The organism is Lysinibacillus sp. PWR01, from assembly GCF_043359455.1.
Lineage (GTDB): Bacteria > Bacillota > Bacilli > Bacillales_A > Planococcaceae > Lysinibacillus > Lysinibacillus fusiformis_F.
In genome coordinates this window covers 22,747-36,607 of record NZ_JBHERJ010000095.1, presented here as the reverse complement: position 1 = coordinate 36,607, position 13,861 = coordinate 22,747, and the positions used below count along the sequence as shown (strand labels likewise).

General features: G+C 39.0%; 15 protein-coding genes. 4 read left to right on the top strand and 11 right to left on the bottom strand.

Translation table 11 applies throughout. The annotated features are described in order from the left end of the window. Window positions 1-14 precede the first annotated feature (14 nt). Genes ACEVFT_RS21740 through ACEVFT_RS21725 form a run of 4 tightly spaced genes read right to left on the bottom strand, consistent with a single transcriptional unit; the run spans window position 15 to window position 3,884 of the window. Complete coding sequence (locus ACEVFT_RS21740) at window positions 15-1,085, bottom strand: sulfate/molybdate ABC transporter ATP-binding protein (RefSeq protein WP_205445210.1); 1,071 nt, start codon at window positions 1,083-1,085, stop codon at window positions 15-17. Window positions 1,086-1,100: 15 nt separating this feature from the next. Then, window positions 1,101-1,976, bottom strand: a complete 876-nt coding sequence (cysW, locus tag ACEVFT_RS21735; RefSeq protein ID WP_342441370.1) for a sulfate ABC transporter permease subunit CysW — start codon at window positions 1,974-1,976, stop codon at window positions 1,101-1,103. 10 nt (window positions 1,977-1,986) lie between these two features. After that, entirely contained in the window at window positions 1,987-2,820 is an 834-nt protein-coding gene (cysT, locus tag ACEVFT_RS21730) for a sulfate ABC transporter permease subunit CysT (protein WP_393951282.1), read from the bottom strand. Window positions 2,821-2,831: 11 nt separating this feature from the next. Continuing rightward, complete coding sequence (locus ACEVFT_RS21725; protein WP_393951281.1) at window positions 2,832-3,884, bottom strand: sulfate ABC transporter substrate-binding protein; 1,053 nt, start codon at window positions 3,882-3,884, stop codon at window positions 2,832-2,834. Window positions 3,885-4,350: 466 nt separating this feature from the next. Here ACEVFT_RS21725 and ACEVFT_RS21720 point away from each other — a divergent pair, with 466 nt between their 5' ends. From ACEVFT_RS21720 to cysC, 4 genes are all read left to right on the top strand, one after another. Further along, on the top strand, window positions 4,351-5,052 hold the full coding sequence (locus tag ACEVFT_RS21720) for a phosphoadenylyl-sulfate reductase (protein WP_205445203.1): 702 nt from the start codon (window positions 4,351-4,353) through the stop codon (window positions 5,050-5,052). 12 nt (window positions 5,053-5,064) lie between these two features. Then, a complete protein-coding gene (locus tag ACEVFT_RS21715) occupies window positions 5,065-6,129 on the top strand; it encodes a sulfate permease (protein ID WP_393951280.1) in 1,065 nt (354 codons plus the stop codon). A gap of 70 nt (window positions 6,130-6,199) precedes the next feature. Next, window positions 6,200-7,339, top strand: coding sequence for a sulfate adenylyltransferase (gene sat, locus ACEVFT_RS21710; RefSeq protein WP_393951279.1), 1,140 nt, complete (start codon window positions 6,200-6,202; stop codon window positions 7,337-7,339). Then, window positions 7,336-7,929: an adenylyl-sulfate kinase gene (gene cysC / locus ACEVFT_RS21705; RefSeq protein ID WP_205445198.1), complete on the top strand. Its 594-nt coding sequence runs from the start codon at window positions 7,336-7,338 to the stop codon at window positions 7,927-7,929. The genes sat and cysC overlap by 4 nt, the downstream gene beginning before the upstream one ends. Window positions 7,930-7,973: 44 nt before the next feature. Here cysC and mnhG read toward each other — a convergent pair whose 3' ends face one another. The 7 genes from mnhG to ACEVFT_RS21670 are packed head-to-tail and all read right to left on the bottom strand — an operon-like array spanning window position 7,974 to window position 13,729. Beyond that, window positions 7,974-8,342 carry a monovalent cation/H(+) antiporter subunit G gene (gene mnhG / locus ACEVFT_RS21700; protein ID WP_205445197.1) on the bottom strand — a complete coding sequence of 123 codons (369 nt, stop codon included), beginning with the start codon at window positions 8,340-8,342 and terminating at the stop codon, window positions 7,974-7,976. After that, on the bottom strand, window positions 8,326-8,607 hold the full coding sequence (locus ACEVFT_RS21695) for a Na(+)/H(+) antiporter subunit F1 (protein ID WP_004228375.1): 282 nt from the start codon (window positions 8,605-8,607) through the stop codon (window positions 8,326-8,328). Before ACEVFT_RS21695 ends, mnhG begins: the two co-directional genes overlap by 17 nt. Next, window positions 8,604-9,083 carry a Na+/H+ antiporter subunit E gene (locus ACEVFT_RS21690; protein ID WP_393951278.1) on the bottom strand — a complete coding sequence of 160 codons (480 nt, stop codon included), beginning with the start codon at window positions 9,081-9,083 and terminating at the stop codon, window positions 8,604-8,606. Before ACEVFT_RS21690 ends, ACEVFT_RS21695 begins: the two co-directional genes overlap by 4 nt. Before the next feature lie 4 nt (window positions 9,084-9,087). Next, window positions 9,088-10,575: a Na+/H+ antiporter subunit D gene (locus tag ACEVFT_RS21685; RefSeq protein ID WP_393951277.1), complete on the bottom strand. Its 1,488-nt coding sequence runs from the start codon at window positions 10,573-10,575 to the stop codon at window positions 9,088-9,090. Beyond that, window positions 10,568-10,909: a Na(+)/H(+) antiporter subunit C gene (locus ACEVFT_RS21680; protein WP_004228379.1), complete on the bottom strand. Its 342-nt coding sequence runs from the start codon at window positions 10,907-10,909 to the stop codon at window positions 10,568-10,570. The genes ACEVFT_RS21685 and ACEVFT_RS21680 overlap by 8 nt, the downstream gene beginning before the upstream one ends. Further along, window positions 10,909-11,331 (bottom strand): Na(+)/H(+) antiporter subunit B, encoded by a 423-nt coding sequence (locus ACEVFT_RS21675; protein ID WP_205445192.1) that lies wholly within the window; start codon window positions 11,329-11,331, stop codon window positions 10,909-10,911. Before ACEVFT_RS21675 ends, ACEVFT_RS21680 begins: the two co-directional genes overlap by 1 nt. Beyond that, window positions 11,318-13,729, bottom strand: a complete 2,412-nt coding sequence (locus ACEVFT_RS21670; RefSeq protein WP_342441364.1) for a Na+/H+ antiporter subunit A — start codon at window positions 13,727-13,729, stop codon at window positions 11,318-11,320. The genes ACEVFT_RS21675 and ACEVFT_RS21670 overlap by 14 nt, the downstream gene beginning before the upstream one ends. Window positions 13,730-13,861: the final 132 nt, after the last annotated feature.

Below are 13,861 nucleotides of genomic sequence, written 5' to 3'. Positions count from 1 at the left end.
AATATGACAATTCATTAAATGGAGTAATCCTCAGGAATAAACACCTTTAATTGTTTCGGCTTTACAAATACTTGGTCGCCCACTTTCAGTTGAAGAAGATGATATTGTTCTTTTGATAACTCGGCCTCTAAAAATTCATCAAGATCCTCACGGCGTAGCTCAATTTGGACGATAGGGCCTAGCAAATGAATATGGCTGATTTTAACAGGAACTGTACCTGAAATACTTGTTTTCTCAATCTGAATATCATGAGGACGTACATAGCCTATCGCATTGTCATCTGAATGTGTTAGGGCATCAGGTACATCAAGTGCAACTTCGCCATGCATGAGCTTACCATTATGTAAGCGACCCTTAAATAGATTGACATTGCCCAAGAAGTCATAGACAAATGGACTTTTTGGATTTGTATAGACCTCGTCTGGACTGCCAATTTGCTCGATTTTGCCATTGTTCATAACGACAATGCGATCTGCAACATCGAGAGCTTCCTCTTGGTCATGAGTGACAAAAATACTTGTAATATGAAATTCATCGTGTAACTTTCGGAGCCAGCGACGTAACTCCTTACGTACTTTTGCATCCAGAGCTCCAAATGGTTCATCTAGTAACAGTACCTTTGGCTCTACGGCAAGCGCTCTTGCCAGTGCTACACGTTGTCGTTGTCCACCTGAAAGCTGCGTTGGATACCGATCAGAGAAATTTTCAAGTTTCACAAGTCGCAATAACTCCATCACTTTATCTTTGATTTCTTGTTTTGAAGGTCTGCTTTTTCGAGGGCGGACCTTCAGCCCATAAGCTACATTGTCAAAGACCGTCATATGACGAAAAAGCGCATAATGTTGAAAGACAAAGCCCACATTGCGTTCCTTTGGGTGTCGATCTGTTATGGATTGCCCATCAAATAAAATGTTGCCGACATCACTTGTTTCAAGCCCAGCAATCACACGTAACAAAGAGGTTTTTCCTGATCCAGAAGGGCCAAGCAGTGCTACTAGCTCCCCAGACTGAATATGTATGGATATATCCTCTAGTGCCTGAAAGGAACCATATTTTTTGGATACGTTTTGAATTTGTATACTCATTGAGACCATCTCCTTTTAACTAGATTTTGATTTCCAAGCAATAATGTCTTTCACAATTAATGTAAAGATGGCCATAACGCTCATTAAGGAAGCAACTGCAAAGGCTGCTGCAAATTGATATTCATTGTAGAGAATTTCAATATGAAGCGGCATCGTATTAGTCATGCCACGGATATGGCCGGATACAACAGAGACAGCCCCGAATTCTCCAATGGCTCGTGCATTACATAAAATCAAACCATAGAACAATCCCCATTTAATATTGGGTAACGTGACATACCAAAAGGTTTTAAAGCCACTTGCCCCTAATGAAATGGACGCTTCCTCCTCAGATGTGCCTTGTGTCTGCATCAGCGGTATTAATTCTCGTGCAACAAAGGGCAATGTGACGAAAATTGTAGCAAGGACAATGCCAGGAAGTGCAAAAACAATTTTAATATCATGTGCAAACAACCACTCACCAAACAGTCCCTGTGAGCCAAACAATAAAATAAACACTAAACCTGCGATAACAGGGGAAACGGCAAAAGGTAAATCTACCATGGTGAGTAATAGATTTTTCCCTTTAAAATTAAACTTTGTGAGTGCCCATGCAGCCATTACGCCGAAGATCGCATTGAGTGGTACAGTAATAGCTACGACGATTAACGTAAGCTTAATAGCAGCTAATGCATCTGGATGTGTAATCGCAGCAAAGTAAACGTCGGCTCCTTTTTGAAAGGCTGTAATAAAAATAGATACTAAAGGTAGTACGATAAAGAAAGCTAAAAAAGCTAAAGCAATAAATATTAACGTATAGCGAATAATACGAGGTTCCTGTAGGGCAGCAGACTGTGTGGCTGCTTTATTTTTTTCTGTACTAGCCTGCTGAATAAAAGTTGATTGTTCCATATAGTACCTCCTAATGTACAAACCGACGATTGGCTAGCCATTGTATCAAGTTAATGGTGAACAACAAGATAAAGGATGTCACAAGCATGACAACAGCTATCGCTGTTGCCCCCGCATAATCATATTGCTCAAGCTTTGTCATAATAATTAATGGGGTAATTTCCGTTTTCATCGGCATATTTCCTGCAATAAAAACAACGGAGCCATATTCACCTAAAGCACGAGCAAAGGCCAAGGAAAAGCCAGTTAAAATAGCTGGTACTAGCTCTGGTAAGATGACTTTACGAAAGGTTTGTAAACGATTAGCACCAAGGCTTGCCGAAGCTTCCTCGACCTCAGCACTAATATTTTGTAAGACAGGCTGGACCGTACGTACAACAAAGGGTAGCCCGATAAAGGTTAAAGCAATAATGATGCCAAGAGGTGTAAAGGCAATTTTAAAATCAAAAAATTGACCGATCCAACCATTTGGCGCATAGAGAGATGTTAAAGCAATACCAGCGACAGCAGTAGGTAATGCAAAGGGTAAGTCTACAAGCCCATCAATGATTCGTTTAAAGGGAAATTGATAGCGAACGAGTACCCATGCAATAATCGTACCGAAAATCACATTTAGTAAGCCTGCGATCAGCGCAGTGCTGAAGCTCACTTTATAGGAAGCAACAGCACGAGAATCTGTAATGATATCGATAAATGCTGACCAGCTTAAGGACATGGTATGAATGAAAATCATTGAAAGTGGTAGTAACACTAGTAAACTAACGTATAGCATCGTATACCCAAGAGATAAATGAAAGCCTGGAATAATTCGACGCGATTTTTTAGGAATGATTAAACTACTCATCAAAACGCTCCTTATTGTGGTACGTATATTTCATCGAAGGTACCACCATCTTTAAAATGGGTTGCTTGTGCTTCTGCCCAGCCGCCGAAATCATCAATGGAAACAAGTTCAAGCTGAGGGAATTGCTCTTTATATTTTTCTAAAATCGTTTCATTACGTGGTCGATAATAATTTTTCGCCGCAATTTCTTGCCCAATATCACTATATAAATGCTGTAAGTAAGCTTCAGCGACTTCACGTGTCCCTTTTTTATCTACGATTTTGTCTACAACGGCAACGGGTGGCTCTGCTAAAATGCTTAATGAAGGCGTGATGATTTCAAACTCATCCTTACCTAATTCATTGAGAGAGAGGTATGCTTCATTCTCCCACGCAATTAAGACATCTCCAATTTTGCGTTCTACGAATGTTGTTGTTGCCCCACGAGCGCCAGAGTCAAGTACTTCGACATTGCTATAAAGTGATTTCATAAATTCTTTTATTTTTGTTTCATCATTGTTATATAACTTTCCGGCATATGCCCAAGCCGCTAAATAGTTCCAACGTGCACCACCAGATGTTTTGGGATTAGGCGTAATGACAGACACGTCGTCTTGAATCAGATCATCCCAATCTTGTATGTTTTTTGGATTCCCTTTGCGTACTAAAAAAACAATTGTCGATGTATAGGGAGTGGAATTATTATCAAACTCTGTTTGCCAATCTTTATTCAGCAGCTCGCGTGTTTGAGCAATTTCATCAATATCGTAAGCGAGTGCGAGGGTTACAACGTCGGCTTCAAGACCATCAATAACTGCACGTCCTTGTTTGCCAGATCCACCATGTGATTGATTAATTGTGACATCTTGGCCGGTTTCATCCTTCCAGTTCTTTATAAAATCTTTGTTGAACTCATCGTAAAGTTCGCGTGTTGGGTCATAGGAGACATTTAGTAGCTCTACAGACTTTTTGTCTTCTTGACCACTTCCTTTTTCATCCGAGCTGGCACTTCCACAGCCAGTTAAACTAAACGTTAGAATAGTTAGTAATGCCAATGATTGGAGAACATAGCTCCTTTTTTTCATAATTAATTCGCCCCTTTTCTGTCTAAAGAATGCAAAAAGCCATCACCCACAATGAAATGACAACATGGGTAGATGGCCTTCAGATCCTCTGATCAGCGCTTTTTTTATTTAGGTCAAAGCTTTAATAATACATTAAACATATATTTCCTATTAGTCAACAAGGAATTGAGAAAAAGATTATTTATTTCGAAAATTAATAAGGGGGTCCCTAGATACCACTCATCATATGCAACAAAGAACCGAAAAAAGTGGGTGTATGAAAAAGATATTCAAAAAACCTAGTTGACTGCTTGGTGTACACTAGTATATATTTGGTAATAAGAAGAATGATTGTGGTACGAGGTAGCAACTACTAGTGAACAATCATTATATAAAGAGCTGGCTAGTCAAACTAGAGGCGTTTTAACAAAGACTTGTTTTCCTGTGTCTTGTGTTAGAACGCCTTTTTTGCTATGAGGGGGATTCGATGTTAACTTACGAAAATTGGCAAGAACCGATCATTGATTTTCAGGTCGATGATTTGTATAAGGCTGCACTAGAGGTTTTACAGTGGAGCTATCAACAATATGGAGATGAAATCGTCTATGCATGTAGCTTTGGTATTGAGGGCATTGTCTTAATTGATCTCATTTCAAAGGTAAAGCCTAACGCTACGATTGTTTTTTTAGATACAGATGTACATTTTAAAGAAACCTATGAAACCATTAATAAAGTCAAAGAAAAATATCCACAACTCAACATTGTCATGAAAAAGCCAGCCCTTACACTAGAGCAACAAGCTACACAACATGGTGATGAACTATGGAAATCTAACCCAAATAAATGCTGTGATATTCGTAAGATAAAGCCTTTGCACGAAGCCTTGTCAGGTAAAAAGGCTTGGATATCAGGCTTACGTCGTGAGCAATCACCAACACGTCAACAGACAAACTTTCTAAATCGTGACGATAAATTTAAATCGATTAAAGTTTGTCCTTTGATTCATTGGACTTGGAAGGATATTTGGCGCTATGTTTCAAAGCACAGTCTGCCATATAATCCGTTACATGATCAAGGCTATCCAAGTATCGGCTGTGAGCATTGTACGAAACCGGCATTTACGATGGAGGATTTACGTTCAGGTAGGTGGCAAGGTTCTGGTAAAACCGAGTGCGGGTTACATGAATAAAGGAGTTCTGCCATGCTTGAATATTTTGCAATAGCTATTAGTTTATTTTTTGCAATGAACATAGGCGCAAGCGGAGCAGCCGCCTCAATGGGTGTTGCTTATGGTGCAGGTGCCATCAAAAAAGCGTGGCAAGCATTGCTATTATGTGCGATAGGCGTCTACAGTGGAGCTGTATTAGGCGGAGGAGAAGTAGTCAAAACGATTAGCTCAGGCATTATGCCTCAGGAATATATTACGGTAAAGGTTGTCATCATTATCTTAATTTCTGCGACAAGTTCGTTACTTTTCGCCAATCTTTTAGGCATCCCCTTATCAACGAGTGAAGTAACAGTGGGTGCTGTCGTGGGTGTAGGAATTGCTTATAAAGTATTATTCGTCAATTCCCTGCTCGTCATCATATCATTTTGGGTGATTGTCCCGCTTGTTGCCTTTGTCATTGCTCTTGTATGTGGAAAGCTATTATATAAATTACAAAACAGAGGACTGCTTAAAGATCGTCCGATTTTAACTGTTCTTCTCGTATTAGCTGGATTTTTCGAAGCATTTTCAGCGGGAATGAATAATGTTGCCAATGCAGTTGGACCGCTGGTGGGAGCAGGAATGATGGATGTGACAACGGGCATTGTGCTTGGCGGTGCATTTGTTGCAATAGGTGCTATGTTACTTGGTAAACGAGTGCTTGAAACAAACGGTAAGAAAATTGTGCGCTTTCAAAAGGCAGAAGGCATTCTCATTTCAAGTACAGGCGCACTGCTTGTTGGTGTAAGCTCCATTTTTGGGCTTCCAGTACCATTAACACAAGTAACTTCTTCTTCCATCATCGGGATGGGGATGGCGAAAAACGGTAAGCAAATTTTCCATCAGCATATTGTGAAAAAAATTATACGTATTTGGGTTGTATCACCCATCTTTTCATTAGTCATTTCTTATTTTTTAGTGCAGTTGTTTTTAGAAAAGGACCTTTATGCCATTATTTTGAATGGCAGTATTATCATAGGGACGCTAGGGGTCATTAGCCTGATGCGCATGATGCGTGAAGAAGAGCAATCTATCTATGATGAAGGGGAAGGCATTTAAATTGAATCGTATCATCACTATATTTTAACTATAAAACTTAGTATTTAACCAGAATTAGGAGGAGATTTTAATGAGTTTACAACCACATGGTGGGCTACTTGTGCAGGCATTTTATCCAGAAAAAGAGATCACAACTATTCACAAGGAAATTGAGCTGGATGCGATTTCGTTGAGTGATTTAGAGCTAATCGCTGTAGGGGGCTATAGCCCAATCGAAGGCTTTTTAACACAAGCAGACTATGAGTCGGTCGTGGAGCAAAGTCGTTTAGCTTCAGGTATAGTATGGAGTATTCCGATTACATTACCTGTTACAAAAGAGAAAGCGGCCACTTTACAGCCTGGTGACGAGGTGAAATTAGTTTATGATAATGAAGTTTATGGCGTTATTGAAGTAGCCGATATTTATGAACCGAATAAACGAAAAGAGGCTTTGCTTGTATATGGGACAGAGGATTTAGCACATCCGGGCGTTCAAAAGCTCTTTGATCGTCCTGCCATTTATGTCGGAGGAAAAATTACATTAATTAAACGTCTTGCACAAAAGTTTCCTGCGTATTCATTTGACCCAGTGGAAACGCGACAATTATTTGCTGACAAGGGATGGAAAACTATTGTCGGCTTCCAAACACGTAATCCAGTCCATAGAGCGCATGAATATATTCAAAAGGCAGCACTTGAAACAATTGATGGGTTATTTTTAAATCCACTTGTCGGTGAAACAAAGTCAGATGATGTATCAGCCGCTATACGTATGGAGAGCTATGAAGTTTTATTGAAAAACTATTATCCTGAAAGCCGTGTACAATTAGGTATTTTCCCAGCCGCAATGCGGTATGCAGGACCAAAGGAAGCTATTTTCCATGCCCTTGTTAGAAAAAATTATGGCTGTACCCATTTTATTGTAGGCCGTGATCATGCAGGGGTTGGTGATTATTACGGCACATACGATGCACAAAAGATTTTTGAACAATTTACTGAAGATGAATTAGGAATTGTACCACTAAAATTTGAGCATAGCTTTTATTGTCAGCAATGTGAAGGCATGGCTACGACAAAAACGTGTCCACATGATAGCTCTGCCCATGTCATTCTATCAGGAACGAAGGTACGAGAGATGCTACGAAATGGCGAAGTACCACCAAGTACATTCAGTCGTAAAGAAGTCGTAGACATTTTAATTAAAGGTATGAGTAAGGAGGTAGTGAAATGAGTTCAAATATTGTTTGGCATGAAGCCTCCATTACAAAAGAGGAACGCCGTTCAAAAAATAAACATCAAAGCTTTATTTTATGGTTTACGGGTTTATCGGCTTCAGGGAAATCATCCGTGGCCAATGCCTTTGCCCGTCGATTATTTGAAAGGAGCAATCAAGCCTTCGTATTAGATGGTGATAATGTGCGCCATGGCTTGAATAGTGACTTAGGATTCGATGAGGCAGGGCGCAAAGAAAATATTCGTCGAATAGGTGAAGTTTCTAAGCTATTTATAGAAAGCGGTCAAATTGTGCTAACAGCTTTTATTTCGCCTTATCGGGAAGATCGTCAGGTAGTCCGTGAGCTTGTAGAGGATGGCGAATTTTTAGAGGTCTATGTCAAGTGTTCAGTAGAAACATGTGAAAAAAGAGATCCAAAAGGTTTATATAAAAAAGCAAGGAATGCAGAAATTACTAATTTCACAGGGATTAGTGCTCCATACGAAGAACCAATCAACCCAGAAGTTATTTTGGATACCGAACAGCATTCTATTGAAGAATGTGTGGAACAGCTGACGCATATTTTAACTGACAAGGGATATATTTAATAAAAAATCTGCTCGATATTATTAATCGGGCAGATTTTTACTGTTTATTTTACACCTTGTTCCTTTTTCATTCTGTCAATTTCAGGACCTAATTCATCACGAACTGTTCCTTTCCATGGCTTAACACCAGCTATATAGGAAGAACGCGTCATAATGTGTCCTCCAACAGGACCAGTGATGAAGAGGAATAATATCCCTAATAAAATGCGAGGGTTGAAATGATCTTCAATTAGCCAAAAGTGAAAGAATACACCGATCAGCACACACATGACGCCAAGTGTTGCACTTTTTGAAGCAGCATGGGCACGTGTATACAAATCAGGTAAGCGGACAAGTCCAATAGCTGTCACGACAATAAAAAGTACTCCAACAGTAATGAAAAAGATAACTAAACTATTAGCGAGAATTATCACGTTTAATGATATCTCCTTTCTCTATGAATTTAGAGAAAGCCATCGTACCGATAAACGATAAGATTGCTAGCAATAAAATGATTTCAAGAAAGAAGCTTGTTTCCACTAAAATTGAAAATAGTCCGATGAGGGAAATGAGTGAAACACCAAGTGAATCCAAAGCTACAACACGGTCAGAAGCGGAAGGACCTTTTACCATTCGATAAATGACCGCTATCATCGATAAGCAAATCACTACGATTACAGCAATAATAAATGTTGTCATGATTTACTCACCTCCAAAATTGCTTTTTCAAATGAATCTCGAATGGAAGCAATGGCTTCATCCACATCGCTAATATCAATTGCATGTACATACAGTGTTTTCGCATCATCCGAAACATGCACTACGACTGTTCCTGGTGTTAACGTAATAAGACTCGATAATAACGTGATTTCCCAGTCTTGCGTTAAAACAGTTGGATAAGCAAAAAAGGCAGGTTGCATGTCCAGCTTAGGCTTTAACACTACTTTCAAAACTTGAACATTTGCTAAAATTAACTCTTTAAAGAACAACAACGTTAATTTTAGAAGGGCCCATAATCGATAGACATAAAGCCGAGACTTGAAAAACCTCCGCATGAGAATAAGTAAAAGTATTCCCATAATGAATCCAATGATAAAACCAGTTGCTGTGTAATTAGAGGAAAGGAACATCCAGACGAAGGCAAGTACAAAATTTAAAATCATTTGAAATGCCATAGTGCTAATCCTCCTTCATTACAGCATCTATATAGATAGATGGATCATTTAATAGTTTTGCTGCATCATCCATAAATGGCGTAATCCATTCGGAACCCACACCATAGGCTACAGTAATAAGTACTAACAAGGCAGTCGGCATAAACAGCATCTTATAGATAGATTTGTCGACTGTACCTTGTGTTTCTTTTTCCTCACCCCAAAAGGCATAGAGGAAAATACGGATCACGGACAATAGGACAAGCAGTGAAGATGCTAAGATGAAAATACTACTCCACATACTTCCAGCCTCAAAGCCCCCCTGTACAATTAACAGCTTTCCAACAAATCCGCTAAGTGGTGGGATTCCAGCTAAGCCAAAAGCTGCTATTAAATAACACCAACCAAGTGCAGGGTATTTTTTCATGAGTCCACCCATCTTACGCAAATCCGATGTACCCGTAATATAGATGACAATGCCGATTAGCATAAAGAGCGCGGCCTTAATCAGCATATCGTGAATTAAATAAAACATAGCACCTTTTAATGAAGTCTCATTCATTTGAGAGACACCAAATAAAATGACACCAACTGCAATGACAATGTTATAGATAATAATGAGTTTTACATCAAAATAAGCGAGTGCTCCAATGCATCCAGCTACAATTGTTGCAATAGCTAATGTCATTAGTAAGTTGTGCGTATAGGACAAATCATGTACAAAAAATAGTGTATAGGTACGTGTAATGGCATATACCCCAACCTTTGTAAGCAGAGCGCCAAATAATGCTAAGACAGGAATAGGCGCTGCCGCGTACGAAGTAGGAAGCCAAAAATATAATGGGAAAATGGCCGCTTTTAATCCAAATACCATTAAAAATAGTACGGCAATAACAGTAATAATTCCTGGTTGATTAATCTCAGCAATTTTTACCGCAATATCGGCCATGTTTAAAGTCCCTACTACAGAATATAAATAGGCAACGGTAATAACAAATAAGGCCGAAGAAATAACATTAATTAAAATATATTTAATAGACCCTTTCAGTTGCCCCTTCTCACCACCTAAAACGATAAGTAGATAGGAAGCCATTAACAATACTTCGAAGAAAACAAATAAGTTAAAAATATCGCCTGTTGTAAAGGCTCCATTGACCCCAGTTAAAATAAACATAATACCTGGGTAATAAAAGAAGCGTTCACGCTCCTTCGTAATGGAACCAAAGCCATACCAAACAACAAATAGCGCAATCAGCAATGTTGTTGTAACGAGCAATGCAGATACCATATCAGATACCATTGTAATACCGTAAGGAACGGGCCAGTTTCCAAATGTGACCTTTTGAATACCATCATGTTTCACTTTTAAAAGAAGTGAAAGGGCAGAGAAGAGGGCTAGTCCAATTCCAAGTAATGAAAATGATCGTTGATAGGTTAGATTTTTTTGTCCAAACATTAAAATCATACCGAAGAAAAATGGGATGATAATCGGTAGTAGTAGGAAGTTATTCATCCTCATCACTTCCTCTCATTAAGCTAATATCATCCGTGTTAAGCTCCTGATAGGAACGATAGGCAAGTACAAGGAAGAATGCTGTCACCCCAAAGCTTATAACAATCGCAGTTAAAATAAGTGCTTGGGGTAAGGGATCAGCAAACGTTTTGGCTCCTTCATTTAAGACGGGTGGAGCTTCGCCACCAAGACCACCCATCGTTAAGATCAGTAGATGAGCACCATGACTTAACAGACCAGTTCCAATAATAATGCGCAATAAACTTTTCGATAAGATTAAATAGACCGCTGCCATAAAGAGAAAGCCGATCACAAAGGCCATAATTATTTCCATTATTCATCCTCCCCAATCGTTTGAATAATGGTCATCGTAACACCGACAACAACCAAATAGACACCGCTATCAAAAAGCATAGCCGTGTGTAATGACTGTTTGCCTAGAAGCGGTAAATCGAAATAATCAAAGAAATGTGTGAAAAACGGTTTGCCCACAAACATTGGGTATGCCGCAGTAGCAAGGGCTAATAGTAAGCCAATGGCTGTTAAATACGTGTAATTAATAGGTAGAATATGACGGACTGTGTTGATATCATAGGCTAACACTAAAAGAACAAGTGCACTTGATGTTAACAGACCCCCAACAAAGCCTCCACCAGGCGTATAGTGACCAGCTAAAAAAATATGAATGGAGAAGAAGAAAATAATGAAAAATACAATTTTAGCTGTAAATTGTATGACCACATCATTTGTTTTCATGAGTGTTCTCCTTTCTATTCATACGTAACTTAATCATAGCTAAGATGGCCATGCCAGCTATGCCGAGTACTGTAATTTCAAATAATGTATCGAAACCACGATAGTCTACTAAAATTACGTTTACAATATTTCCGCCACCAGCTAATGAATACACGGTTTCCTCGTAGTACTTAGCAATAGAGGGAATTAGTTTTTGGGAATGAGCTGATAGGGCAACAAGGGTTACCATCACCCCAACTGCAATCGAAACAACGGCACGATTTAACTGGAATCTCATTCGCTCCTCGCGTTTACCAAGCTTAGGTAGATGGTAAAATGCTAATAAAAATAGTGCTACTGAAATCGTTTCAATAACGAGCTGTGTCAGCGCTAGATCAGGTGCGTTAAAAATGACAAAGAATAAGGCTACGGTATAGCCTACAGTACCAAGCCCAATAATGGCCGTTAAACGTGACTTGGCCAAAATGGTGATGGCAGTACCAATTAGTAAAACGACGATCAAGATTATTTCGTATAGATTTATTGGTGAGGCTCCTTGGAATGAAATGCTAAAAGCATCTTTCATGAAAAGAGAGCCGATAACAATTACAGTAATTCCACTAAACATATAGAGTAAATAGTGACGCATAGAGCCTGTCATATAGCGTCGAGATAAACGATTTAAGCCAACGTCTAAACCCTGCATGATTTTGTCATAGGCATTGTTTAATGTTAAGGCTTGCGGGAATCGCTGATACATCCCTTGCCATTTTGGTAAGGCGACAAATAATAATACCCCAACAATGATAATTCCAATAGTCATCAGTAGCTCTGGGGTGATGCCATGCCAAGCAGATACATGAATATCCACTGCTTGAGGTGTATCATACAAAAATGGCTGAATCGCTTGGACAGCTGGTTTTACAAAGGTATTGCCAATAAAGTTAGGGATAAAGAAGATTGTCACAACTAAAGCCGCTAAAAGTATTGGAGAAATTAGCATGCCAATCGGTGCCTCATGTGGTTTATGAGGTAACTGCTCAGGTTTGTAATTTCCATTAAATGTTCGGAAAACAAAATAAAAGCTATAGATAAAGGTGAAAATACTAGCAATCCAAGCAACAATAGGGAAGAGTGCTCCCCATGTTTCAAAGCCGAAAAATTCAAACTTTTGAAGGGCAAGCATGGCTGTTAAAAACATCTCTTTACTTAAGAAGCCATTAAATGGTGGAAGACCAGCCATTGATAAGCTTCCTATTGCAGCCACAGTAAAACTAATTGGCATGATACTCATTAATCCGCCAAGTTTACGAATATCTCGAGTTCCTGTTTCATGATCAACAATGCCTGCAATCATGAAAAGACTGCCTTTAAATGTAGCATGATTGATAAGGTGGAAAATGGCAGCAAATGCAGCAAATTTAATGGTATCGACTGAGCCATTTGTATGAAAAGCAACAGCGCTTGCGCCGAGTAGTGACATAATAAGACCAAGCTGACTGACTGTAGAGAATGCTAGGATACCTTTTAAATCTGTTTGCTTCACTGCAAAGAAGGAACCCCAGAATAAAGTTAAGATACCTACACCTGTTACAAGCCACACCCAAAGCTCAGAGGCTGCAAATATCGGCGTAAATCGTGCAACTAAATAGATACCTGCTTTGACCATTGTTGCCGAGTGAAGGTATGCACTTACTGGTGTTGGCGCTTCCATGGCATCTGGTAACCAAATGTAAAATGGGAATTGCGCGGATTTTGTAAATGCGCCCAAGAGTATTAGGATAAGTGACCAAGTGAATAAAGGTTGATCTACTAAATTAGGTGCCATGACAATCAATTCTCGAATGGAATAGGTCCCTCCCATTAAATAAAGCAGAACAAAGCCACCTAGCATCATTAAGCCGCCGCCAACTGTGATCATCATAGACTTTAATGCACCGAAGCGTGAGGCATCCCGATTATACCAATAGCCGATGAGTAAAAATGATGATATGGACGTTAGCTCCCAAAAGAAATAGAGTGTAATTAAATGATCAGACTGTACTACTCCCAGCATGGCTGACATAAATAACAGTAAGTAAACATAAAAGTTATGTAATTTTTCTTTATGTTTATCTAAGTAAAAAATGGAGTAAAGCACAACTAACGAGCCAATTCCAGTAATGAGTAATGAGAATAATAAGCTGAGTCCATCTAAATATGAGATGATGGAAATATCAAGCGATGGAATCCAAGGGAGCTCTGCAGTAAATACTTCCCCCTTAGCCACTTGAGCAATATATGTTGCATAAATAATCGCAAGCGTAGCAGGTACAGCAAGAACAAACCAACCTGTGTGAATATTTTTCATGCGTTTATATAATAATGGCACTAATATTGCAACAAGCATTGGAATAAAAATATAAAGTACTTGTAACAAAAAAACCCTCCTTTATGCAGGTAAGTATCCCAATTATAACGTACTTTAATTGAGGATGCATATGTACTATTGGGATTTAGCTTGCGGTCGTTAGAGAATTTTCGTTATATTATAAATAGGAAGTTATCAATA

Coding starts and splice junctions, on each gene's coding strand:
- cysC (WP_205445198.1), top strand. CDS start 7,336: ATGAGTTCAAATATTGTTTGGCATGAAGCCTCCATTACAAAAGAGGAA.
- ACEVFT_RS21725 (WP_393951281.1), bottom strand. CDS start 3,884: ATGAAAAAAAGGAGCTATGTTCTCCAATCATTGGCATTACTAACTATT.
- cysT (WP_393951282.1), bottom strand. CDS start 2,820: ATGAGTAGTTTAATCATTCCTAAAAAATCGCGTCGAATTATTCCAGGC.
- ACEVFT_RS21675 (WP_205445192.1), bottom strand. CDS start 11,331: ATGAAAACAAATGATGTGGTCATACAATTTACAGCTAAAATTGTATTT.
- ACEVFT_RS21680 (WP_004228379.1), bottom strand. CDS start 10,909: ATGGAAATAATTATGGCCTTTGTGATCGGCTTTCTCTTTATGGCAGCG.
- ACEVFT_RS21715 (WP_393951280.1), top strand. CDS start 5,065: ATGCTTGAATATTTTGCAATAGCTATTAGTTTATTTTTTGCAATGAAC.
- cysW (WP_342441370.1), bottom strand. CDS start 1,976: ATGGAACAATCAACTTTTATTCAGCAGGCTAGTACAGAAAAAAATAAA.
- sat (WP_393951279.1), top strand. CDS start 6,200: ATGAGTTTACAACCACATGGTGGGCTACTTGTGCAGGCATTTTATCCA.
- ACEVFT_RS21685 (WP_393951277.1), bottom strand. CDS start 10,575: ATGAATAACTTCCTACTACTACCGATTATCATCCCATTTTTCTTCGGT.
- ACEVFT_RS21740 (WP_205445210.1), bottom strand. CDS start 1,085: ATGAGTATACAAATTCAAAACGTATCCAAAAAATATGGTTCCTTTCAG.
- ACEVFT_RS21695 (WP_004228375.1), bottom strand. CDS start 8,607: ATGACAACATTTATTATTGCTGTAATCGTAGTGATTTGCTTATCGATG.
- ACEVFT_RS21690 (WP_393951278.1), bottom strand. CDS start 9,083: ATGGCATTTCAAATGATTTTAAATTTTGTACTTGCCTTCGTCTGGATG.
- ACEVFT_RS21720 (WP_205445203.1), top strand. CDS start 4,351: ATGTTAACTTACGAAAATTGGCAAGAACCGATCATTGATTTTCAGGTC.